This is a genomic window from Herbivorax alkaliphila, assembly GCF_030848475.1.
Lineage (GTDB): Bacteria > Bacillota > Clostridia > Acetivibrionales > Acetivibrionaceae > Herbivorax.
In genome coordinates, this window is the sequence record NZ_JAVDDS010000063.1 from 1 (window position 1) to 17,994 (window position 17,994).

A 17,994-nucleotide genomic window follows, 5' to 3' on the forward strand; every position below is an offset into this window, starting at 1 on the left:
TGATAAATACAAGTCAAAGGTTTTGGTCAGAACATCCCTTTTAAATTTTAAAAGAGATGAAAGTTTACTAAATATTCCTTTGTACATGATTTGGAATATTGAAAAATTACTTTAAATCATGAGTCTGCGCAAAATGTCGGAAAGGATAGAAACTAAAAAAAGATTTTAGATTTATTTTATTCTAAGACTCTACATTCTATAAGGTGGAGTTCCTCTTATAAATCTTCAGGTGAAGTTGAGTCTCTACCTGAAGCCTCGATGAAGCTTTTTTGCAGCAATGGTATCTGGGATTATATATGGTTTTTTCTTTATATTTGTTTTAAGCCTATTGATTTTCATAAGCAGTTTTGTCAAGAAGTCATTTTTAACAGCATCAATTATATAAAAACCGTTGTGTTCAAGTGTGTTTTGCATATCTTCCACCGTTTCCATCATTGAGTTAATTTCACTTTCTGATGCATTGGACATCAACTGTCAAACTGTCAAAGACCCGGTTGAACTAAATAGAGTTAATTGATATAATGGTAAAAAATATTATTTGAAAAGGGGAGATACTATGAAAAAGTTATTATTAACTCTAATGGTTTTGGTTTTGTGTAGCAGTAGTATATTTTTAACAAGTGCTAATGCACCTGATGTAAATGTTGAAGTAAATGGAGAAAAGGTTTTTTTTGATGTGGAGCCTTATATTGATGGAAATAATCGTACAATGATACCTGTAAGATTTATTGCTGAAAATTTAGGTTGCGAAGTAGGATGGGATGGTAAAAACAAGGTTGTTTCAGTAGATAATTATGATACGAATATTGAACTTAAAATAGGTGAAAACAAAGCAACAGTCAACGGAAAAATTATTACATTTGATACTAAAGCAGTAATAGTAGATGGGAGGACAATGGTTCCTCTAAGGTTTATAAGTGAAGCTTTAGGGGCTACTGTAGCTTGGAATGATAAAACTAGAACAGTAATAATTGAGACAGAGACTAAAGAAACAGAGGATATTATCAAATTTGAATGTGAGAATTTAGAAGAAGCTGTGCGCCAGAGTATTGATAAGGCTTATGGTGCAATATACTTTAAAGATGTTGATAATATAACTGATATAAATTTAAGTTCTAACGAAATAAATGATGTATCAGGACTTGATGGTTTTGTCAACTTAGAACTTTTGAATTTAAATGATAATAAGATAAGTGACATATCGGCTCTGAAAAATTTGACTAATTTGACTGAGTTAGATTTAGGTAGAAATGAAATAGAAGATATATCAGAAGTAAGTAGTCTTACTAATTTGACTGAGTTAGATTTAGGCAGTAATGAAATAGAAGATATATCAGAAGTAAGTAGTCTTACCAATTTGACTGAGTTAGATTTAGGCAGTAATGAAATAGAAGATATATCAGCAGTGAGTAATCTTACTAACTTGACTACACTGAATTTGCGAAGTAATGTAATAAGCGTTAGTAGCTTTGATGATATAACTGAACAGACAATGAATAGTGGAATAGAAGATATATCGCCAGTAAGTAATCTTACCAACCTTACATATTTAGATTTAGGTAGCAATAGAATAAGTGATATATCAGCAGTAAGTAATCTTGATAACCTTACATATTTAGATTTAGGTAGCAATAGAATAAGTGATATATCAGCAGTAAGTGATCTTACTAACCTCACTTATCTAGATTTAAGTTGGAATGAAATAGTTGACACATCCTCGCTGGAAAACCTTGCTAATTTGGTTGAGTTGCATTTAAATAGAAATAAAATAAGCGACATATCTGGACTCAGTGAACTTGATAATATAACTAAGTTGTATTTATATTTTAATGAAATAAGTGATATATTGCCTTTGGCTAACCTTACTAATTTGAAATTGCTGAATTTAAATAATAATGAAATAAGAGATATATCTGCACTTAGTGAGCTTACTAATTTGAAATTGCTGTATTTAAATAATAATGAAATAAGAGACATATTTGCACTTAGTGAGCTTACCAATTTAATAAGAGTGTCTTTAAATGATAATGAAATAAGAGACATATCTGCACTTAGTGAGCTTACTAATTTAACAAGATTAGATTTAGACAATAATGAAATAAAAGAGATACCTGTACTTAGCAATCTTATTAATTTGAATATTTTGAAATTAAATAATAATAAAATAAAAGATATATCAGTTCTTGGGAATCTTACTGATTTAGGTCTTTTACAGATGAATAGCAATGAAATAAATGAAATATCAGCACTTAGCAATCTTGACAATTTGGGCATTTTGAGTTTGATTGATAATGAAATCAATAATTCCCAAACACCAAATGCAGTTCACAAGCCGGAATTGGACTTTACAGTAGGTAGTAGGAGGTATGAGGTTTGGGTCGTTGAATAAACAATAATGCAGACTTTATTGGCATTATTGTTTACTGGTGTTTATAAATTGATATGCTCCAAGAAACTCATATTGCATCGATGAAAAGGGTGGGGAAGCATTTGTTTTCACTCAGATTAATCTCCATCAACATTTAAAATAGAAACTTAAAAAAGAGCTGTGCAAAGCGATTTATTTAAATGCTTGTGCACAAGCCCTTTTTTGTTGGATATTTTTACTTAAAGCGTTAGTCTAAAGTGGACAAAACTGTGTGTTAAGTGCTTCGAAATCATCTTTGATTTCCTCAAAAATAGCAGGATTACCGCTATCAAAAGCCTCTTGAAACAATTCAATAACTTTATTTGTAGTTAAATCGTAATGAACATTGGGGTGTGATGCATTAAGCAGTGCTGCTGTTGCTTACCTAGCTAATTGTTTTAATAGAGTTATTGGTGTTTGAGGATTAATTGCTTGCAATAATGTTATAGGGGAATCAAAAACATTTCTCTCAAAGATAGTATTAAATATATCATCAATATTAAAAGCCGTTTGATTCCAATTATTTAGATTTATTGGTCTTCCCCAAAAACCAGCACTACAACCTTCACGAATCCCCATATTGACCGCTCCTTTCCATATAGATAAAACAATGTTTTTCAAAAGCTCACTAATACAAGATTACAGTGTTACTATATAATATGCTGGTGTGGAATAAAGTGATGCAAAAACTAAGAATACATCTTCTATGGCGCTGTTTGCTAGTTATGCCTAAATGTTGTTCACATCTCATGTTAAATAACATAATATATAAAAAACAGTGTAAGCTATTAAGTAATAGAGTTTAGACGGTGGTGCACATTAAACTAGGTGATGTTTATGGACAAAACAATGAAAAAAGGGCAGAAAATATATATAGGGCTTCTTGTTAGTAGTAGCAGATTAAGAGTATCAAAAAAATATTTTTTATTTAACATTCCAAATGTTTGTCTCTTTTCTTTTTCTTTAAATGATATTAAATGGTCAAAACAAAAAATAGTTGGATTTACGCTAAAAGAAGACAATTGGCAAATAGGAGAATTTCCTTATCCAACAGTTGTGTATAATCGATGTTATTCTAGTAATAAAAGAACCATAAAAAAACTAGAAAGTATAATTGGTAAGGGAAGAGTATTTAACTGCATTACCAGATTTGACAAGTGGGATATTTACAATATTCTAAAAAATACGCAATTTAAAAATCTTCTACCTCAAACATATCTATGTAGCAGTCTTAATTTGATTAGTCAACTAGAATTAGAAAAAGAATTGATAGTGAAGCCTTGTAAAGGTCATTATGGGAAAAATATTCTTTTTGTAACATTAAATAAAGATAAAAAGTTCTGTATAAGTACAAATTCTATTAAACCTATTTTTATTTTTGAGAATAAGGTGGATTTTATCAATAAAATTAATCAAATGATTAGTGGTAAAAAATACATTTGTCAAAAAAATTCAGCTGTTAAGCCTAGATGGTTGTGTTTTTGATATACGTGCTTTGGTACAAAAAAATATACTAGGCAAATGGAATCTTGCAGGAACTGTAAGCCGAGTTGCTCATAAGCACACATATACCACTAATATTTGTCATAAAATAAGTAGGACAGAAGAAATTTTGACTCAGCTTAACCTAAATTCTTTGAGTATAATGGCAAAAATCAATGACTTAAGTATAAAAACGGCAGAATTTCTTGAAACTAAGCTTGGTCACTTAGGAGAAATAGGAATAGATTTTGGTTTAGATGATAAAGCTAATTTGTGGATATTCGAAGTCAATGGTAAACCTACGAAAGGTTTTTTCCGAGAAGCTTTCAGTACACAAATTGTAGAGGATTTTTTTACAACTCCTATTCAATATGCTTGTTATTTTCACCTGCAAAAGGAGAATATATGAAGATTGCTCTTTCTTTCTACGTTCCATTAACAAGCACAACAACTTGCTTCACAATGTTTCATTCAATTCAATGCACCCATCCTAAAGAATCTAATGGATTAATCAGGGAATCTATGATAATATTAAGAAAATCATAAACTTTTAGTTCTGATGAAAGAATGAGTTTTGGTTTTAAATTAAATAAATAGAATACTTCAAAGAAACAGCTGACATAGCTTTTAGCTCAATTGATAAGCTCAATACGTATTAACTTATATAACTGTAGTTATTGGATATTTTCAATATGAAATTGGGAGTGGTTTTGCATGAAATAGGGTTAACTAAAAAATATTACATATTAATCGTATGTTGCAATTAATGTATGATACAATAATTCTAAATGATAGTTATGGGGATGAATTAAATGAATTTTAGGGATAAGGTTTTCATTATTTTGGGAGCATATTCAGGCATTGGAAAAGCATGTGCATAAGCTTTGCTCAATATTGAAGCGGTGGTTTTTGGGATTGATATAATGCCTTCTTCAATAAAGCATGAAAAATATACACATTATTTGCTTGATGTAACAGATGAGGAACAAGTAGCATCGGTAATAAATCAAGTTGATGAGACATCAGGGAGAATTGATGAGCTTGCGAATTGTGCTGGGATCTTTGCTAATTCGAAACCATTTTAATCAACTCAGAGAAACGATAAGAATACTTGAGAGAAAACTTGGAATATAAGAAGAATTCCAAATGGCTTGTTGTGGTATTACAATGTCATTTTCATTCATTTGTTTAAGTACTATTTTTTCTGTACTATTTACATATTTAATATTTATTTAAAGATTTAGAAGAAGATTTAGACAAATCAAAGCACAAAATGTCGGGAGTAACTGCCTTGAAAGTAATAAGATATAAGTAGCAGAAGGGAATGATTATATGGGATGGATTGAAGCTATTGGTGAAGCTATCAGCTATATTGAGGACAATATCACTGAAGAACTTGCAATAGAGGATATTGCAAAACAGGCATTAGTGTCTCCATTTTATTTTCAAAAGGGATTTGCGTTGCTCTGTGGTTTTACAGTTGGAGAGTACATCAGACAACGAAGGCTCACAATTGCCGGCAGTGAGATTGTATCTTCTGATGAAAAAATCATTGATATTGCATTGAAATATGGTTATGATTCACCAGATAGTTTCACAAAAGCTTTTACCCGTTTTCATGGTGTCACACCTACTGCTGTTCGAAGAGATGAGGCAATGGTTAAATCTTATGCTCCACTAAAAATTAAATTTTCATTGAAAGGTGGTTATATTATGGATTACAAAATTATTGAGAAAGAAGCCTTTACAGTTATGGGTGTATCAAAGATGTTCAAGTACGATAATGCAAAGGAAGAAATTCCACCCTTTTGGACAGAGCACTATCAAAAGGGAAAAGGTGAAATTGTATGCGGGATGTACGGATTGTGCATAGATGAAAGCATGGGAACAGATGAATTTGAATATTTAATTGCCGATGACTATACTTCTTCTAAAGAAATTCCTGATGGATTTGTTACAAGGACTATTCCAAAACACACTTGGGCTGTTTTTGCCTGCAAAGGTCCGATGCCAAAATCTTTGCAAGATGTAAATCAAAAAATCTTCTCAGAATGGTTGCCAAACTGTAAAGATTATGAGATTGTAGCTGGTTATAATATTGAAATGTATACCAACATAGCTAATTATCCAAAAGGCAATCAAGATGAAAACTATTACAGCGAAATCTGGATTCCTGTCAACAAAAAATAATTTTCAAAGTATATGTATTGTATAAAAATTATAAGACACTACCTTATCGTAAGGGGGTGTCTTATAATTATACCTTAATTGTAGTTGTTTAGCGTTAGGTGAAAGAATTCACTCTTCCTTAGTTTCATCCTTTAAGGGTGGTTCTCCCTCTATAATAATATATGCCTCCTCTATCGGTCTTTCCAATATAGGTTTTTTGCATACATTCTTTAAGGGGAGCTCTTTTACAATTCCTAATAAATATCTTTTTAAAATACTAAGATCTATTGAAGTAATTGAGCCATCTAAATTTAAATCAGCAACATCTAATGAATTAGCGACAGGTATATCTTCTATTCCTAAAATATATTTTCTTAGTATTACATAATCATTTGAATCTACCAATCCATAACCGTTTAAATCACCAAGTATACCACTTATGTCTTTAACTGATATTTCTCCAATTTTAGGTGCTGATACGGAGGACCAAAAGGCACCAAAGAAATCAAAATGGTCTCCTTCTTCATATATTGAGAGACTAAGCCCTGTCAACCTAAAAACACTAAAATTCTTTTTTGCCGTAGGCTTAATTTTTACAGTAATCTGTGCAAACTCACCGTCTAATTTTAGTAATTCATCGCCTTTCGAAGAATCTTTAAAAGAAAAATTTATTGTACTTTTTTCATTATCTACAATAGCTTCAAAATTGTCTTTATTCTCTATTATTTCTCCAGGTTTTATATCTAATATTTCTAAGCATTCTCCATCAAAAGCAACTTTTAAATTACATTCTGATAGACCATTTGAAGAAACATTTGAAATATCAAGACTTAGTGTTAAAATTTCTCCTACACTTGTAGAAACATCTTCAATACTAGGAACTATACTTTTGGGGTTTTCTAGAAGCCTATCCCCATAAACATTAACTGTTGCAAATAACATTATAATTGCACAAATAATGCAAACATTAATTTTTACTTTTTTCATCATTTTCAGCTCCTTTTTTAAATTTTAAAAAAATACAAAAACTAAGATATTTGTGCATAGAATTATTGCTTATTTATAATCTAGATACTGAGATTTAAATATATAGGCATGCGCAAACCGTACTTTTTGTTTTATTTTATCATATATATGAAATTGTTTCAATAATGAGTTATGAGTTCAAAGTTGCAAGTTGGGGACGGTTCTTGAATTGAATAGCGAATCTGTATATGGTAGAGTATAGATGAATATTAGGTAGGGTTTTCGAAAACTATTTCTCTTAGTCTCATGTTTTTTCTGGTGAAATCAATTCCTAATGCGTTTCCTAGTGCATCTGTTACATCATCACGATAATCAAACAAGTAAATGTTTTCTTTGTTATGTTAGCAAGATATTTTCCTTAGACTTTCAAGTATTTTGGGTACACAATACTCGTTTTTTAGCCTATGTTGAATAATTCTAGAAATAACTAATGAAATAAAGCCAGTTAAAAAGTGAGATTCAATCCTATTTTGCCTAGAAACATGCAAAGGTCTAGCTTCTAGATCACTTTTAGTTATTTTAAATGCTTATTTTTTTACATGTTTAGAGAAATGAGTTCTGTATTATTAATATTACTTGCATGTATTTCTTCTGTTATACTTGGAACTTTTTCAAATTTAGCCATAGTACCTCAAAAAGCTAATTTAAGGTAAGAGCTATGATACAGATGTATTTAGAAGGGTGAATTAAATATAGTAGGAACACTGCCACAACAAAATTTTACTAAGCGAAAAATCATACTTATCGTTATCCTCATTATGTATAGGAGCGAAACATTGGTGGAGGAGAATTTTTTGCAAAACCAACTAATAACTAAAGTTTTATAAGGTGCAACTGCCAGTTGCTAAAGAGTAAAGTAAAATTGATTGAGTATTCTTTCGTATAGTATTAATATTAAATTATATCATTTATAATATAATTTAAGGGAGTGATTCAATGAACCTTGGAGCAACAATTTTAGAACTAAGGACTAAAGCTAATATGTCACAAGAAGACTTAGCTAATGCTTTAAATGTCTCAAGACAGTCAATTTCAAAATGGGAAACAAATTTATCTGTTCCTGAACTTGAAAGGCTGTTGAAAATGAGCAAGCTATTTAATATCTCAATTGATGAATTAGTTCAAGGGAGTACAGAAGTAGTCAATAAAAAATCAAAAGACATATTGGATCGTGGACAAATTCAAGGATTAGAAATTAGAAAAATTGTAGGACTGGGATTGATAGGGATTGGATTTCTATTTTCTATTTTACTTTTTGTGTTTGGAGAATTTTTTTCAGCACTGGTTTTACCTTTGCCATTTTTCATTACTGGACTTATTAGCTTATTTGTCAAAAAACACACAGCTTTATGGTGTGGTTGGGCAGTATATATTTTGATTTCAATCTATTTTAGATTTGCAGCCACAATATGTTTTTGGTGGGTTTTTTACAAAAAGTTTTATCAAGGTGGTTTAACAATAAGAAATATAGTTGCTTGGATTATGACAATTGCACTTGGTATACTGATTTTTTTAACTATTAAGGCAAATAAACATCGAAATTCACCTGAAGCCTTAGAATAAGATAAAGAATTCAGAATTAAGCAGTTGTGAATTGTAACAGCTTGCTGGAAGCCTGAAAGAGTGGGGTAGATAATTTTGGAAATTTGACATAAGCAGGCAAATATATTAAAATGGCAACAAAGTTTAATGTAAGAGAAAAAATCAGCATATTATTTTATTTAAGGGGGCTTAGCATTGAAAACATGTTCTAAATGCGGAGAGTTAAATGGAAATGGTAGAAATGATTGTTGGAAATGTTCAACTTCTTTAAAAGAGAACACATATAAAAAGATTTGCACTAAGTGTGGTTTACTGTATTCTCATAAAGCAGAAATGTGTGAACAGTGTAGTGGCAGATTATCTGTATATTCAGGAGATTCTTATTACACTACTTCAAGTGGCAGTGACATCGGATGTTGGATGTATGTTGTTTCTTTTTTTGTGCCCATCATTGGGATAATCTTAGGGTGTATTTATATTGCACGTGGAGAAGATGATGAAGGGAAATCTTTGATATTGTTTTCTGTGTTTGTTCCTATAGTAGTATTTGTTTTTTTTCTTATGTTTGCAAGTTGTATGGGGTAAAAATTTAAGAGACTTAAATGGCTAATAGGCTGTTGCCTAAAAAAAGGAGAATTAAGAGAATAATATGAAACCAATTTTATTAATATACAGGACAAAAACAGGATTTACAAAAAAATATGCAGAGTGGATTTCAAAAGAGGTTACTTGTAAGACAATACCCTTAGAAAAAATTAAGGATGAAGATATTAATTCTTATAATATCATTATTTATGGTGCTGGTATGCATGCTGGGCGTATACAAGGATTGAATAAATTTAAAAAGAACGTATTAAATTTAGCAGATAAAAAGATTATTGTCTTTGCGACAGGAGGAACACCTTGCATTGAAAAAGTTGTAACAAAAATAAAAAAAGACAATTTTACAGATGAAGAGCTTGAAAACATTAATAAATTTTATTATTTTCAAAGTGGAGTAAATTATGAACGAATGGGAATGGTTGACAAGGCAATTATGAAAACATACAGTAAAATTCTTGACTTAAAAAATAACAAATCCAAAATAGAAGAGGGAACTCGAAATGCAATTTCAAAATCTTATGATAATTCTAGTAGAGAATATATAAAGCCTATGGTAGACTACATAAATCAATTGATTTAATTGCATAAAAAGCGATAAATTAATCTTTTTTACTACTTAATGCAGGGGGGAATACAGAATGAAGCTTCCTAATGGAATAGCTGGTTTTTTTAGTTCAGAAACAAATGAGCCTCTAAGTGTAGATGGAAAACAGTTCAAGCAATTATGCTACCATATTGCAATACATAACGAAGGAAAAGTAATAGATTTTAATGAACCTAAATATCCTAGAAAATTTTATTATGCTCAAGTTGAGATTTTAGGTGAACAGTTCTATATATTGCTTAATGGGCATCATCCATATATTGCCTTTTCATCAAGCATTGGATTTGGAAACATTAAGTTTATAGACAAGCCTTTTATTAGTGAACAATTTTCTCTTTTTTATAAAGTACTTGGTCTAGCAGATTTACACGTTAGTGTTGATGAAAATTTGATAAAGAAAACAGAATTAAACATTGCGGAATTAGAACAGCTTGCTTACTGGAAGCCTGAAACGGTAGGTCAGATAATCTTTAACTATTGGGATTGACTTGGAAATAAGGGGACGGTTCTCAAATTGAATTTTGGAATTTGATATGTTTAACGACAACGGAAATGATATTTCAAAGATAATGAAAAGTATTAATGTAAGTTATGTGCATTATTTTAATTATAAGAATAAAATAATAAAGAAAAAGATAATTTTGTTGAAAATGACCGTGTCTTATCCCTAATTTCAAATCAAAAGAAAACATCGTCCATTGATTATCGAAACTATGTTTTGCAGTTTGAACCAACGTACAAGATTCTAGATATTGAAGAAGACATGTTTTTATTTCTAAGAAAATAATACTGAATATATTGATTCTTTTGAAACGGCTCATCGACTAGTTCAAAGGGAACTTGAGATTAGAGGTAAAACCTTTGAAGATATGGGTAAAGACAAAGAGTTTAGATTAGAGTTAATCAAAAGATTGAGAAAAATTCAATTCAAGAACCGTCCCCGCCTTGAATTCTGATTTATGTCTTTACTTTTATTGCATTTAAGGCTAAAATTTAATTAAGTTTAACTATTAAAAGTTATAATGTAGATATATTAACTTTTATTCTTTATTCTAATAAAGAGTAGGGGTCATTTTTATTTAGAGTATTTTTAATAAGAGGAGTTGTTATAATGAAGATTTATGAAGAATTAGTAGCCCGTGGATTAATAGCTCAGGTTACTGATGAAGAAGAAATTAAAGAACTTATAAATAACGGCAAAGGAATATTTTATATTGGATTTGATCCAACGGCAGATTCTTTGCATGTTGGTCATTTTATGGCATTGTGCCTTATGAAGAGACTTCAAATGGCAGGTAATAAACCAGTGGTTCTTTTAGGGGGCGGTACTGGACATATCGGTGACCCGTCTGGACGAACAGATTTGCGTTCAATGATGACAGCTGAAATAATACAGAATAACTGTGAGTGTTTTAAAAAGCAGATGGAGAAGTTTATTGAGTTTGGTGACGACAAGGCAATTATGGTTAATAATGCAGACTGGCTGTTAGATTTAAATTATGTTGAGGTACTTCGTGAAGTTGGAGTGCATTTTTCTGTAAATAATATGTTAAGGGCAGAATGTTATAAACAAAGACTTGAAAAAGGTCTGTCCTTTTTAGAATTAAACTATATGATTATGCAGTCCTATGATTTTTATTACCTGTATAAAAAATATGGGTGTAATTTACAATTTGGTGGCGATGACCAATGGTCTAATATGCTAGGTGGAAAAGAGCTTATTCGCCGTAAGTTAGGTAAAGAAGCCCATGCCATGACAATTACATTATTAATGAATTCAGAGGGTAATAAAATGGGTAAGACTGGTAAAGGAGCTATTTGGCTTGATCCTAACAAAACTTCGCCTTTTGAATTTTTCCAATATTGGAGAAATGTCAGTGATGCCGATGTTCTTAAGTGTATACGTATGCTTACCTTCTTGCCGCTTGAACAGATTGAAGAAATGGACAAGTGGGAGGGAAGTCAACTAAATGAAGCAAAGGAAATTTTAGCATATGAATTAACAAACCTAGTTCATAGCGAAGAAGAAGCAAAAAAGGCAAAAAAGGCTTCCCATGCCCTTTTTGCAGGTGGCAAGGATGACTCTGATATGCCAACTACTGAAATTCCACTTGAAAAATTAAGTGATGGTTCTATAGGGATTTTAGATTTAATGACGGCATGTGGTTTGACGGCTTCTAAGAGTGAAGCAAGACGTTTAGTTCAACAGGGTGGAGTAAAAATTGATGATGTTAAAGTTGAATCTATTGATAATGAAATTACTTTAGAACAATTAAAAGATGGTGTAAAAATACGTAAAGGTAAAAAGACTTATCATAAGGCTATTATGAAGTAGCATAGATGAGGTCTGTACAATTTAAGGAGGAGCTACATTAAAGCCTTCAACAGCACTGGCAGGAAATGTTTGGAAAGAATGGCTGGCGGCATTCCTTAGTAATTAAATAGTTTTAATAGGCCTGGTTTGTTTTTTAAATCGGCCAGGCCTTTAAAAATATATTTAGTTGTTAGAAGATTTAATGGTTGGGTATATAAGGACTAGGGAAATGTCAAATTTATGGGAACGGATAAACTCTGGTGGGTTTCACGGACTTCAAATCCGCTGTCGGGTGGTAGGACCAACCGAGGTAGGTTCAACTCCTACACGTTCCCGCCAAATTTTTAAAAGTGGGTTCTAAGACTTATAAGGGTAGAGTTTGGTAATTTGTTTAAAGTATCTACCTGATATATTTTTTAAGAATGGCTGGGAAGTTGTTTCCAGCCATTTTTCACATCCTTTAAAGGAATTAAAATGGTGTTTGTAGCCAAAAATTATTGTAGGAGGGAATGTTTTGGATAAAAATAAAGAACTAAATTTATTGCGTGGAATTCCTCCAGTGAATGATTTTCTTGAGGAGAAAGAGCTTTCAGAATTTTTAAATACATATGGTAGATCCTTTGTATTAGAAAAGTTAAGAGGAATTTTAGATAAGGTTAAAACCGCTATAAGAAAAGAGGAAAATTATTGTATTGACAATTTTATTGAAACTACAAAAGATGTGCGTAAACACATTATAGATAAATTAATAAAGAGTTTAAAGACTCATAAGTTACATACTCTTAGGAAAGTGATAAATGCCACTGGTATTGTACTTCATACAAATTTAGGTCGTGCACCTGTTCCAGAGAAAGCTTTGCAAAAAGTAGTTGAGACTTCCTCTGGCTATTGTAATTTGGAATATGATTTAGAAAAGGGAAGTAGAGGCTCAAGGTATAATTATATTGAAGGGGAACTTTGCAGGTTAACAGGTGCTGAAGCAGGGGTTATTGTAAATAATAATGCAGCAGCTGTATTTTTGTGTTTAAATACTTTTGCAAAGGATAGGGAAGTAGTAGTTTCTAGAGGTGAGCAAGTGGAAATTGGGGGGCAGTTTCGTGTGCCTGATATTATAAGGCAGAGTGGGTGCTCTATGGTAGAAGTTGGAGCTACTAATAAAACCCACGCGTGGGACTATGAAAATGCAATAAATGAGAATACTGCTATGCTTCTAAAGGTACATACAAGTAATTATCGAATAACTGGTTTTAGCTCTTCAGTTACACTAAATGAAATTAAAATAGCACAAAATAGAGATGACATAATACGCGTGGAAGATCTTGGGAGTGGGTGTCTGATTAATCTTTCTATGTTTGATGTTACACATGAAAGGTCTCCTGTAGATTGTCTTAAAGAAGGAGCTGATTTAGTTACTTTTAGTGGGGACAAGCTATTAGGAGGACCCCAGGCAGGACTTATTATTGGGAAAAAGCAATATATTGAGAAAATAAAAAAGAACCCACTAACAAGAATGGTGCGATGTGATAAAATGACAATAGCTGCAATAAGTGCTGTACTTAAGATGTATTCTCTTTCAGAATCAGAAATGATGAACATTCCAGCTTTATCTATGCTTTCACAAAAAAAAGAGAGCTTAGAAAAGAAGGCACAGGAATTGGCAAAAGTTTTGAGTCAGGAAATAGGCAAATTGTGCGATATTGATATTATTGATGTAGAAGAAGAAGCTGGAGGTGGCTCTTTGCCAGGGACTGTTTTTGATGGAAAGGCAGTTGCGATTACACCGTTTAAAGATACGCCTGATAACATTCGTGATAGATTGCGAAGGGGCGAAATACCTATCGTTTGCCGTATTTTAGAGAACAGACTTATTTTTCATGTGAGAACTTTAAAAGAAGGGGAATTCAACATAGTTGCCACCTCATTAAGAAAAGCATTGTGAAAGTGAAAGTGGGGACGGTTCTTGAATTGAATTTTGTGACTCTAGAAAGGAATGATTCTTAAAATGAAACACATTACGATAGGAACAGCAGGTCATATTGATCATGGAAAAACTGCATTGGTAAAAAGACTTACCGGAACAGATACCGACAGGCTGACAGAGGAAAAAGAGAGAGGAATGACCATAGAACTTGGCTTTGCTTCATTTAAGCTTCCTTCAAAAAATACAGTCTCTATAGTTGATGTACCGGGGCACGAGAAGTTTATTAAAAATATGGTTGCAGGTGTTACGGGGATAGATTTTGTTCTGCTTGCTATTGCAGCTGATGAAGGGATAATGCCACAGACTTCTGAACATATTGATATTTTATCGGTACTTCAAATCAAATCAGGAATTGTAGCTCTAACTAAGTCTGACCTAGTGGATGATGAAATGATTAAAGTCAGAAAAGATGAAATTAAACAGGCTTTAAAGGGGACTTCACTTGAGAATGTTGAAATTTTTCCAGTTTCATCTGTTACTAAAAATGGAATTGATGAGCTTACAAATAAGATAGATGAGTTGGCAAATACTATATCAAAGGAGTATAGACAAGCCTTATTTAGATTACCATTGGACAGGGTATTTACCATGACAGGTTATGGAACTGTTGTTACAGGAACTGTTTTTGGAGGTTTTGTACAAAAAGGAGATATGGTAGATTTATTGCCGGAAGGGTTGTCTTCAAAGGTGCGAAATATTCAGGTGAGAAACACAAATGTTGAAGAGGCTGTTGCTGGAGATAGGTGTGCACTAAATCTTGCAGGAATTGAAAAGGAAGATATAAAACGTGGAACAGTGGTTGCTCAAAAAGGTATTCTTTCAAAGGTTATACTTGTTGATGCAGCTGTTCAAATGGTTTATGGCAGTGAAGGACTTTCTCACAATCAACGAGTTCATTTACATATAGGAACATCTTCAGTGCTGGCAAGAGTGCGGCTTATTGGTGGTGACAGGATAGAACCGTCTAAAAGGGGCTATGTTCAGTTAAGGCTAGAAGAACCGATTGTTGCTTTAAGAGGGGATCGATTTATATTGAGATCCTATTCTCCTGTAAGGACTATAGGTGGAGGTAAGATTCTTTTTCACAGAACTAAAAATCGCAAAAGATTTGATGAGGCTTCTATAAATTTATTGCGTATTTCTGATGAGGGGGATGAAAAGGTTCTAATAGAGAGCGTAATGAAGGTTTTTACTGGATTTTTTAATGTTGATAATCTTTATTATGAGACAATGATAGACAGGATAAATATTAAAAAAATATTAGATGATATGCTTTTAGAAGGGAAAGTACGTTATATAGAAGATTCTGATTGCTATGTAAGGGAAAAGTTTTATAATGAGGCTTTAGAGAATATTGAAAGAGAATTTCAAAAGCTCTATAAAAAGTATCCTTATCGATATCTTGTATTAAGAGAAGAAATAAAAACTAGAGTGTTTCCATTATTGTCTGCAAAAGATTTTACTGGCTTAATTAAAATTATGGTGCGAGAAGGGAAGCTTAAAATCAAAGGCAATATGATGGCTATGGGGAATGAGAAAAGAATTAATGATATTTTATCTATGGAGAAAGTATTGCGAGTAAAAAAGGCTTTTTTAGATGAAGAATATAAGGTTCATAAAAAAAAGCAGTTGATAGATAAAGTTAAACTAAATGAAAATGTATTAGACGAAATTCTTAACTTTTTAATGTCTGTTTCTTTAATAAAAGAACTAGAGGATGGTTTTTTTGTAAGTAAAGAGGTGCTTTTAAAAGCATATCAAAAAGTTAGAAAGATGATTGAGAGTCAGGGCAGTGTCACTGCGGCAGGATTAAGAGATGCTTTAGGGACGAGTCGTAAAGTGGCTATAATTTATCTTGAATACTTTGATAGCCAGCTTATAACTAAAAGAGATGGCAATGACAGAACAGCAGGTCCCAAGTTTCAAACAGGGGACGGTTCTTGAATTGAATTTTGAATGGTGTTTATGACCTATGGTATAAAAAATCAGTTGATAGATAAAGTTAAATTAATTGAGAATGTATCAGGAAAAATTCTTAACTTTTTAATTTTTCTTTCCTTAGGTGCTATTGAACTTGTTTAGCTTTAGCTAAACGAGTTCACTCTTAGAATAGTTAGACAAGAATTTGTTGCTCGGAATATCGGAGTAATCATATACATAAATAACGCTACAGTAGTATATTTTTTTTGCATTCCTATATACTTTCTGGATAAATTAACAATCAACATAATGATATAATTATCAAAACATACTTAAATATAGTTACTTTATAAACTAACTATATTTAAGTATGTGCAAAATTATATTCAATGTTAGCCACATAAAAAAAATCTATATGAAATAATGTCACTAGTGAGAGAAAGACTGGTTTTGTGGAGTATATATAAAAATTAAAAACATGGAACGTTAATCTAGTTTAAAGTATCTTATTAGTGAGGAGGTGAAAAGATGGACATAAATGAACTAGTTCATGCAAGTCAATCAGGAGATATGACGAGTTTTATACAACTACTGACACAAAAACAGGATACCATCTATCGTATAGCAAGAACGTACACAAAAAACAGTTATGATGCAGAAGATTGTATCAGTGAGGCTTCTATACGTGCTTTTGACAGGATAAAGCAACTGAAGAATCCCGAGAAGTTCTACGTATGGTACATATCAATACTGGTAAATATAAGCCGGAAGCAATATAAAAAGGTATGCCGTGAAACTGAATTTATACCTAATTTACATGAGTTAACATCTACAGATATAGCGAAAAACACCAACAATAGCATATTGGTGGATGATATTTTACAATTCTTAAATAAAAATGAAAGAGATGTGCTAATTTTGCGATATTTAAAAGACTTTAAATTGGAGGAAATTGCACATATTCTTGGAATTCCGGAGGGGACTATTAAATCACGTTTAAATAGAGTAACAAGAAAATTAAAGTATGGGAGGTTTTTTTATAATGAAACATAATTATGATGAACAAATTCCTGATGGAATGATGGAGAGAGTAAGTGAACGTTTATACTTGCACAAATCAATTAGGAAAAGAAGGACAAAAATGGCCACAATTATGTTAGTAGCTTTTGCACTTCTTATACCTATATCTGCTTATAGTATTGGGATCTATGAAGGAAGTTGGCAACGGGGTATAAGAATTGCTAATGAAAAAGGACGAACCATTCCTTTAAACGAAGTTTATGATGATGGTACAAACAGGATAAAATTTGATAATGTTATATGGGAAGAAGATATGCTTCTAATTTCATACACTGTTGAGACTGGAAATTTTATACCGAGAAATTATAAACTATTGGATGAAAATTACAATTTTATAGATACTGGAGCTGGAGGCAGGCATATACATCCTGTTAATAATTCAGGTGCATTGCAATTAGATATAAAAAATGATATTTTAGAAGAAAAAATTTTTTTAAAGGTATATTCGTTATTTGACTATACAAAGATTCATTTACAGGAATCATCTGGCGATAAACTAACTGATTGTGATAAAGTATATACATTTCCATTAAATATTGATGAATCATTTTTAGAAGAAGGTAATTCAAATATAAACTTAAGTTTTAAGACTAAATATGGATTATTTAAAATTAATAAAATAATGAATGAAAAAGGTAAAACGCAAATAGCATATGAAATTGAATTAAATGAAGAGACAAAACAGATATTAGATACTCCTGATGGATTTCATCTTATTGATGTATTACCATCGCTATTCTTAAAACCAAAAGATGGAGATATTCTTACAGGAGAAGAATCGTATGCTGGAAGAAATGAAAAAGGTTATGATGGTATAATAATTTTTGATGGAATTGTTGAAAATCTCGAACAGCTTATTGCCTTAA

The 17,994-nt window shown here is 31.6% G+C and carries 16 protein-coding genes, 1 tRNA gene and 1 pseudogene; 15 read left to right on the top strand and 3 right to left on the bottom strand.

The window, feature by feature from the left end:
* Positions 1-243: 243 nt before the first annotated feature.
* The gene (locus RBH29_RS15770; RefSeq protein ID WP_306697972.1) at positions 244-468 is read right to left on the bottom strand and encodes a hypothetical protein; all 225 of its coding nucleotides are present in this window, start codon (positions 466-468) and stop codon (positions 244-246) included.
* Between the two features lie 88 nt (positions 469-556).
* Between RBH29_RS15770 and RBH29_RS15775 the strand changes: the two genes are divergently transcribed.
* Positions 557-2,389 carry a leucine-rich repeat domain-containing protein gene (locus tag RBH29_RS15775; protein WP_306697951.1) on the top strand — a complete coding sequence of 611 codons (1,833 nt, stop codon included), beginning with the start codon at positions 557-559 and terminating at the stop codon, positions 2,387-2,389.
* 399 nt (positions 2,390-2,788) lie between these two features.
* Here the strand turns inward: RBH29_RS15775 and RBH29_RS15780 are convergent, their stop codons facing one another.
* Positions 2,789-2,986, bottom strand: a complete 198-nt coding sequence (locus RBH29_RS15780; RefSeq protein WP_306697953.1) for a hypothetical protein — start codon at positions 2,984-2,986, stop codon at positions 2,789-2,791.
* A 270-nt stretch (positions 2,987-3,256) separates the two neighbouring features.
* Here RBH29_RS15780 and RBH29_RS17895 point away from each other — a divergent pair.
* From RBH29_RS17895 to RBH29_RS15800, 3 genes and pseudogenes are all read left to right on the top strand, one after another.
* Positions 3,257-4,298: pseudogene (locus RBH29_RS17895) on the top strand (YheC/YheD family endospore coat-associated protein).
* A gap of 475 nt (positions 4,299-4,773) precedes the next feature.
* The gene (locus RBH29_RS15795) at positions 4,774-4,974 is read left to right on the top strand and encodes an SDR family oxidoreductase (protein ID WP_306697957.1); all 201 of its coding nucleotides are present in this window, start codon (positions 4,774-4,776) and stop codon (positions 4,972-4,974) included.
* A 247-nt stretch (positions 4,975-5,221) separates the two neighbouring features.
* Positions 5,222-6,079, top strand: a complete 858-nt coding sequence (locus tag RBH29_RS15800) for an AraC family transcriptional regulator (RefSeq protein WP_306697958.1) — start codon at positions 5,222-5,224, stop codon at positions 6,077-6,079.
* 108 nt (positions 6,080-6,187) lie between these two features.
* Here RBH29_RS15800 and RBH29_RS15805 read toward each other — a convergent pair whose 3' ends face one another.
* Positions 6,188-7,045 (bottom strand): cohesin domain-containing protein, encoded by an 858-nt coding sequence (locus RBH29_RS15805; protein WP_306697961.1) that lies wholly within the window; start codon positions 7,043-7,045, stop codon positions 6,188-6,190.
* 975 nt (positions 7,046-8,020) lie between these two features.
* On the opposite strand from RBH29_RS15805, the gene RBH29_RS15810 reads away from it, so the two are divergent.
* The 11 genes from RBH29_RS15810 to RBH29_RS15860 form a co-directional block, all read left to right on the top strand.
* Positions 8,021-8,647 carry a helix-turn-helix domain-containing protein gene (locus RBH29_RS15810; RefSeq protein WP_306697962.1) on the top strand — a complete coding sequence of 209 codons (627 nt, stop codon included), beginning with the start codon at positions 8,021-8,023 and terminating at the stop codon, positions 8,645-8,647.
* A 174-nt stretch (positions 8,648-8,821) separates the two neighbouring features.
* On the top strand, positions 8,822-9,211 hold the full coding sequence (locus RBH29_RS15815) for a hypothetical protein (RefSeq protein WP_306697963.1): 390 nt from the start codon (positions 8,822-8,824) through the stop codon (positions 9,209-9,211).
* 64 nt (positions 9,212-9,275) lie between these two features.
* On the top strand, positions 9,276-9,809 hold the full coding sequence (locus tag RBH29_RS15820; protein ID WP_306697964.1) for a flavodoxin domain-containing protein: 534 nt from the start codon (positions 9,276-9,278) through the stop codon (positions 9,807-9,809).
* Positions 9,810-9,867: 58 nt separating this feature from the next.
* Entirely contained in the window at positions 9,868-10,320 is a 453-nt protein-coding gene (locus RBH29_RS15825) for a hypothetical protein (protein ID WP_306697965.1), read from the top strand.
* A gap of 624 nt (positions 10,321-10,944) precedes the next feature.
* Complete coding sequence (gene tyrS / locus RBH29_RS15830; protein WP_306697966.1) at positions 10,945-12,168, top strand: tyrosine--tRNA ligase; 1,224 nt, start codon at positions 10,945-10,947, stop codon at positions 12,166-12,168.
* 221 nt (positions 12,169-12,389) lie between these two features.
* A tRNA-Sec gene (locus RBH29_RS15835) sits at positions 12,390-12,486 on the top strand.
* A 175-nt stretch (positions 12,487-12,661) separates the two neighbouring features.
* On the top strand, positions 12,662-14,086 hold the full coding sequence (gene selA, locus RBH29_RS15840; RefSeq protein ID WP_306697967.1) for an L-seryl-tRNA(Sec) selenium transferase: 1,425 nt from the start codon (positions 12,662-12,664) through the stop codon (positions 14,084-14,086).
* Positions 14,087-14,149: 63 nt separating this feature from the next.
* Complete coding sequence (gene selB / locus RBH29_RS15845) at positions 14,150-16,072, top strand: selenocysteine-specific translation elongation factor (RefSeq protein WP_306697968.1); 1,923 nt, start codon at positions 14,150-14,152, stop codon at positions 16,070-16,072.
* Between the two features lie 12 nt (positions 16,073-16,084).
* Positions 16,085-16,210: a hypothetical protein gene (locus RBH29_RS15850; protein ID WP_306697969.1), complete on the top strand. Its 126-nt coding sequence runs from the start codon at positions 16,085-16,087 to the stop codon at positions 16,208-16,210.
* A gap of 366 nt (positions 16,211-16,576) precedes the next feature.
* Positions 16,577-17,101: an RNA polymerase sigma factor gene (locus tag RBH29_RS15855; protein ID WP_306697970.1), complete on the top strand. Its 525-nt coding sequence runs from the start codon at positions 16,577-16,579 to the stop codon at positions 17,099-17,101.
* The coding region (locus tag RBH29_RS15860; protein WP_306697971.1) for a hypothetical protein at positions 17,091-17,994 on the top strand (904 nt) is incomplete at its 3' end. The genes RBH29_RS15855 and RBH29_RS15860, both read left to right, overlap by 11 nt.